Genomic DNA, 5989 nt, shown 5'->3' on the forward strand with positions numbered 1-5989 from the left:
CTCCAGCATGATTCTCTGACGGTTCTTCTCAATATCCGGATCCGGGATCGGGATTGCAGAAAGAAGAGCCTTGGTATAAGGATGCATTGGGTTCTCGAAAAGCTCCTCACTGTCAGCAAGCTCAACAAGAGATCCCAGGTACATAACACCAATACGGTCACTGATATGCTTCACCATGGAAAGGTCGTGTGCAATAAACAGGTAAGTCAGCCCACGCTCTCTCTGAAGCTGCTCCAGAAGGTTGATAACCTGTGCCTGGATGGAAACGTCCAAAGCAGAAATGGGCTCATCGCATACGATAAAATCCGGATTTACTGCAAGTGCACGTGCAATACCAACACGCTGGCGCTGTCCACCGGAAAACTCATGAGGGAAACGATCTGCATGCTCTGCCTGAAGACCAACGGTTTCCAGAAGCTCAATTACCTTGGCATCACGTTCTTTTTTATTGGCAGCAAGACCGTGAGCATCAATTCCCTCTGCTACAATATCCAGAATTTTTCTTCGCGGGTTCAGGGATGCATATGGATCCTGGAAAATCATCTGCATTCTTCTGCAAAGTTCATGTCTCTGCTTTGTATCCAGATTCTTGTCAATTTTCGTTCCATCGAAGGTTACCGTACCATCTGTAGGATCATACAGATGGATAACAGTTCTTCCGAAGGTAGATTTACCACATCCAGACTCTCCAACCAGACCAAGAGTCTCTCCCTTATAAATCTGAAGGGAAATGTCATCAACTGCTTTCAGAATCTTTTTATTTCCAACATTAAAGTATTTCTTCAGGTTCTTAACATCAAGAAGTACCTGCTTTTCATCATTTTTCATCAGAGTTTACCTCCTGTGCCATCTCGTCAAGCATCCAGCATGCTGACTTATGATTCTTGCCGCAATCGGTATAATCCGGCATGTATTTCTGGCAGACGATCATTGTCTCCTTACATCTTGCCGCAAAAGGACATCCAACCGGAGGCTCCATAAGATCCGGAGGAGTTCCCGGGATTGCCTGAAGCTCACCGCCTTTTTCGTGTGCTTTTGGAATAGAACGAAGAAGGCCTTTTGTATATTCGTGACATGGATTGTGGAAAATATCTTCCACATCTCCTGTCTCAACTAATTTTCCACCGTACATAACAGCAACACGATCTGCAATATTTGCCACAACACCAAGGTTATGGGTAATGATGATAATGGATGTTTTGATCTTTTTCTGAAGATCGCGCATCAAATCCAGGATCTGTGCCTGGATCGTTACATCAAGGGCTGTGGTCGGCTCATCTGCGATCAGCACCTTGGGATCACATGCCAGTGCAATGGCGATGACAACTCGCTGTCTCATACCACCGGACAGCTGGTGTGGATACTGGTCGTAACGTGCCTCCGGATTGGAGATTCCAACCAGGGAAAGAAGCTCGATGGCTCTTGCCTTACGGTCGGCTTTACTCATCTCCTTGCGGTGCTCTTTCAGCATTTCCTCGATCTGTTTTCCAACCTTCATGGTCGGGTTTAGGGAAGTCATGGGATCCTGGAAGATCATGGCAATCTCGCTTCCGCGCACCTGCTGCATCTGACGCTCTGAATATTTGGTCAGATCATTTCCCTGAAACATTACGCTTCCTTCTACTACTTTTCCATTCTTTGGGAGGATTCCCATAACACCTTTCATGGTAATGGATTTTCCGGAACCGGACTCTCCTACTACCGCAAGTGTCTCCTGCTCATTCAGGTAAAAATCCACGCCGCGCACAGCCTGGACAACGCCCTTGTGCGTCTTGATGTGGACTGTAAGATTCTTAACTTCTAATATTTTTCCCATAGCTGTACCTACTTTCTCATCTGCGGATCAAGGGCATCACGAAGTCCGTCGCCCAGAATACTGAAGCATACCATAATCAGTACGATAACAATTGCCGGGAAAATCAGTACATGTGGATACATTCGCAGTACCTGATAACCACCGTTGATCAATACACCAAGGGAAGCCTGCGGCTCTGCCAGACCAATACCAATGAAGCTTAAGAATGCCTCGGTAAAGATAGCGCTTGGGATTGTGAACATCACGTTGATTACGATAACGCTGACTGTGTTCGGGATCAGATCCTTCATAATAATGTTGAATTTGCTGGTTCCAAGAACCTGAGAAGCAAGTACGAATTCCTGATTCTTCAGTTTCAGGATCTCGGCACGAACCAGTCTGGCCATGTTTACCCATCCGGTAATGGAAAGTGCAGCGATAATAGTTCCTACACCAGCCGGGAATGCCATCAGGAAAAGGATTACAATGATAAGGCTTGGGATTCCAACCAGTACCTCAATAATACGCTGCATAACAGCGTCTACCTTTCCCCCGAAAAGAGCGGAAACAGCACCGTAAAGAACACCTACAACCAGATCCAGGATTGCAGCTACCAGTGCGATCATAAGGGAAATTCGGGTTCCCATCCAGGTACGTACCCACAGGTCACGTCCAAACTGGTCAGCACCAAAAATGTGTGCTGCGCTTGGAAGTCCATATACATTGTTATAATCAGTGTCTCTAAATGAATATTTACTGAAGATCGGTGCAAAAATGGCAAGCAGGATAATTCCGATCAAAATAAATAATGCTACAACTGCTGCCTTGTTTTTTTTCAGACGGATCCATGCGTCAGCCAGCATAGTGGAAGCAGGAGCTGCGATGTGCTCTTTTTCAGAGGCTTCTACTTTCGCTTTCTGATACATGCTGCGGTCAATTTTTGATTTGTCCACGATCAGCTCTCCTTTCCTTTGGCAAGACGAATTCTCGGATCAATAAGAGAATAAGCCAGGTCAACAAGCAGTACAATCAGCATATAGAATGCGGCATAGAAAATAGTAATACCCATGATCACCGGATAGTCATTTGCCTTGATACAGTCTACGAAAAGGCTTCCGATACCAGGAATACTGAAGATGTTCTCTACAGCAAGAGATCCTGTCATAAGGTTTACTACGATTGGTCCTAAAATAGTTACAACCGGAAGGATGGAGTTGCGGACTGCATGACGCATAAGGACTTTCATCTGGCTCAGCCCCTTGGCTCTTGCAGTTACGATGTAATCCTGATCCAGTACATCCAGCATTTCGGTACGCATAAAACGGGCAACCATAGCTGTTGCACTGAACGAAAGCGCAATGGACGGCAATACGGAACAATTCCAGCCAGTCCAGAATCCAACCGGGAGAGCGCCCCATTTCAGACCTATGTAATACTGAAGAAGGGCTGCGGCGACAAAGTTCGGCACCGAGACTCCAAGCACTGCCAATATCATAGTAAAGTAATCAATTCCGCTATTGTGCTTCCAGGCAGCCAGGATTCCTAAAATTAATCCGATTGCAAGTCCGATCAGTACTGCCTGGATACCAATCAGCGCAGATGGTCCGAGACGACCTGTGATAACCTTGGAAACATCCTGGTTTACATAAGTAAAGGAAGTACCCAGGTCTCCTTTCAGCATGTTCTTAATATATTTCACATACTGCATTGGAAGAGAATCATTTAATCCATACATTTCCAGCACACGTTCCTGCTGCTGAGGTGTCATAATACTAAAACGCTCAGCATCAAAAGGTGTACCTGGAAGATTTTTCATCATGAAAAAGGTACAGGTTACAATTACCCACAAGGTAACCAGAATGTACCCCAATCGCTTTAATACATATTTCAGCATGACATCACCTTTTCTGTTACTGTGCACGTAGTGAACAGTACTCCTTTTCTTTCTGTGAAAAACAGACCGTATACCGGCTGTGTAAGCCACTGCTGTATACGGTCCGTTACTTGTTCCTTAAGGAATATTACTTGAATTTGAAGCAAACCTCTGAGATCTGTTTCGCTGCCAGTTTATATCCAACAATCACCTGAATAAGAGATTATTCGAAAGAAGCGTACTTGAACTCAAGCGGAACACCGATTGGATGGCTGATCAGGTTCTTGACATTGGATTTTGTCAGAACAGCGGAACCTCTGTGGTATACAGGAGCAACAACTGCGTCTTCCTCAACCAGCTTCTTCTCAGCTTTCAGCATGTCATCAAGACGAGCTGCATCGTCTGTCTGAGTCTTAGCATCAGAAATCAGTGCATTGTAATCTGCATCGTTGTAGTTTCCACGGTATGGAGTTCCGTTTGTCCACAGATCAAGGTATGTCATAGCGTCATCATAGTCAGCACCCCATGCTGTTACAGCAAACTGATAGTTGTTGGCATCCATCAGCTCTCCACGTCCCTGTACAGTCTTGGTATCGATTACTACGTTCAGACCAAGTGTTGTAACAAGCTCGCTCTGGATAAATGTTGCAACGGATTTGGATACAGAGTCATCAGCTACAAGAAGAGTAACCTCTGAAGGTGCGCTTCCAAGCTCCTCAACTGCTTTGTCATAGTACTCTTTTGCTTGCTCCGGATCATATGGGGAAACATCTCCGTTCAGCTCACGGAATGTCTTCTCTCCATCACCGCTCATGCCGTCTGCTACAAGACCAAATCCTGGTGCAGAACCATCAGCAAGAATGTTATCTGTAAGAGCGCTTCTGTTCATAGCAAGAGAAATAGCTTTTCTCATGTTTACATTGCTCATTACGTCATCTGTAAGGTTGAACTGTACATAGCTTGTACGGAAGTCGATCTCCTGGGAGAATTCCGGATCATCCTTGTATGCTACTACGTTTGCAGAATCAAGTTTAACCTGGGAAAGCTCGCCAGCCTGATATGCGCTTAATGCAGCTGCAGCATCTTTGATTACACGAACCTGTGCATCTTCGATTGCTACGTTGTCTTTATCCCAGTAATTGTCGTTCTTAGCGAAAGTAACGCCTACAGCCGGATCATAATCTGTGATCACGTACGGTCCGCAGTAGAGCATGCTGTCTGGGGAAAGAGCGAAGTTTGTGCCCTGCTCTTCACAGAATGCTTCGTTAACTGGGAAGAACATATCCATTGTAGTAAGGTTCAGGAAGTATGGTGTTGGACTCTTCAGCTGAACTTCCAGTGTCTGATCGTCAACAGCCTTAACGCCTACCTCAGAAGCCTCAACGCTTCCCTCATTATACTCCTGACCGTTTACGATGTAGTCTGTCATAATGAAGCTGTAGCCGTTTGTTGCATCTGCGCTCATCTGTTTCAGCCATGCGTATACGAAATCTGCTGCTGTTACAGGCTCACCATTGCTCCACTGGATTCCATCTCTTAAGTGGAAGGTGTATGTAAGCTTGTCATCGGATACCTCATAAGTATCGCAAAGAGCCGGCTGAGGCTGGTTGTTCTCGTCCATACGGAACAGTCCCTCTTCTGCCTGGTTCAGTACCAGGAATGCATTCTCCTCGGATGCAGCCCACGGTACCAGAGTCTTGATCTCGAAATCAGTAGCAACGCTGAGTGTCTCTCCCTCTGCGAATACTGCTGATGCACCTGTAACAGTCATGGTGAGTGCCATTCCAAGTGCTACTGCTGCTTTCATCATTTTCATAGTTTTTTCTCCTTTCTTATCCGTCCTTTATGCAGGTACGGTAGTAAGCCTTTGCCGTTCAGAGTTTAAATGGAGCTTTATAGTAAAAAAACATTTTCTATTTTGCAACTTAGTCACGATGTAGTTTCATGCGCCTTTGCATAAATAAAAAATGTTCTCTTTGCTCGCCTCTTTTTGGTAATTTTAGTATAGCAAAGTGTTGTAGTGTTGTCAATTGTTTTTTATTATTCTTTATTGCTTTTTATTGTTTAGAATTGGTTTTGTACGAATTATGTATTTATTTTGTACAAATTCTGCTTTTTCAAGGAAAAATGAGTAAAAAATATCGGATGCAGCTGGGTGCTTCAACTGTATCCGACTTCCTGTTTTCCTCTTTAATGTGTTGAATGTGTTGAAAAGTTCTTCAGGAGGGACGCATTTGGACAATATGTATTACTCACTCGCCGGCGCAACGCTCCAGCGAACTAATCGCTAACTGCGACTAATGCGTTCGGGAGAGCCCTCA

The 5989-nt window shown here is 44.9% G+C and carries 5 protein-coding genes; all 5 read right to left on the bottom strand.

Translation table 11 applies throughout. From position 1 onward, the window contains the following. The coding region (locus AB5170_RS22165) for an ABC transporter ATP-binding protein (protein ID WP_368365162.1) at positions 1 to 828 on the bottom strand (828 nt) is incomplete at its 3' end. After that, the gene (locus tag AB5170_RS22170; RefSeq protein WP_148463622.1) at positions 818 to 1816 is read right to left on the bottom strand and encodes an ABC transporter ATP-binding protein; all 999 of its coding nucleotides are present in this window, start codon (positions 1814 to 1816) and stop codon (positions 818 to 820) included. The genes AB5170_RS22170 and AB5170_RS22165, both read right to left, overlap by 11 nt. 8 nt (positions 1817 to 1824) lie before the next feature. After that, a complete protein-coding gene (locus tag AB5170_RS22175; protein ID WP_226815283.1) occupies positions 1825 to 2748 on the bottom strand; it encodes an ABC transporter permease in 924 nt (307 codons plus the stop codon). Positions 2749 to 2750: 2 nt separating this feature from the next. Then, positions 2751 to 3716 carry an ABC transporter permease gene (locus tag AB5170_RS22180; protein WP_226820525.1) on the bottom strand — a complete coding sequence of 322 codons (966 nt, stop codon included), beginning with the start codon at positions 3714 to 3716 and terminating at the stop codon, positions 2751 to 2753. A gap of 175 nt (positions 3717 to 3891) precedes the next feature. Next, positions 3892 to 5484, bottom strand: coding sequence for a peptide ABC transporter substrate-binding protein (locus AB5170_RS22185; RefSeq protein ID WP_226837875.1), 1593 nt, complete (start codon positions 5482 to 5484; stop codon positions 3892 to 3894). Positions 5485 to 5989 lie beyond the last annotated feature (505 nt).

The organism is Ruminococcus sp. RTP21484sp1_RTP21281st1_A8_RTP21281_210402 (genome assembly GCF_040914025.1).
Taxonomy (GTDB): Bacteria; Bacillota; Clostridia; order Lachnospirales; family Lachnospiraceae; genus Blautia_A; species Blautia_A faecis.

What these genes read in the sequence shown, in the direction of transcription:
- AB5170_RS22170 (WP_148463622.1), bottom strand. Translation starts at nt 1,816, where the DNA reads ATGGGAAAAATATTAGAAGTTAAGAATCTTACAGTCCACATCAAGACG.
- AB5170_RS22185 (WP_226837875.1), bottom strand. Translation starts at nt 5,484, where the DNA reads ATGAAAATGATGAAAGCAGCAGTAGCACTTGGAATGGCACTCACCATG.